The following is a 520-nucleotide window of genomic DNA, read 5'->3' on the forward strand; positions in this document are numbered from 1 at the left end:
GTGGAACACTGGTTGTGCGCCTTTGCCCCAAAGTAAGCTATGACTGATAGAACATCGATTAATAGAGACCTGATTTTGGAATACTTTACCTAATAAAACCAGGCCACATTGTTTTGTTTACTCCCTATTCAGAACAGCCAACTCATCCACTTCAACATCACGGATACTCAGGTCGCTACTTTGCTATAGGCAGCGTTTACAAAGCCTCTTTTGCCAATAACTGCATGTTGAGTGAGCTTGTTTTCAAGCCTGCTCTATCGAACCTATAGCGCATATAGGCAGAGATATCATCCTCATGTGAGGAGACAATCAACTGACAATGTTTAAGTTCGCAACGGAGTAAGTCGGTTAAGGAAGCAACGTTGATTTCATCCAGAGATTGAGAAGGATCATCAATCAATATGAGAGGTACCTTGGCATAGACTTTATTGAGTGAAAGAAAGAAGGCAAGCCCAAGAGCACACACCTGACCAGAACTCATGGACATGACTGCGTCGTGTTCAGATTTCTCAGCAGTCAG

General features: G+C 43.1%; 1 pseudogene. It reads right to left on the reverse strand.

Features of this window, described 5'->3' with window-relative positions:
- Positions 1-196: 196 nt before the first annotated feature.
- A pseudogene (locus R7O13_RS30835) lies at positions 197-520 on the reverse strand (recombinase RecF); the annotation flags it as partial.

This window comes from Vibrio sp. Y176, assembly GCF_033438945.1.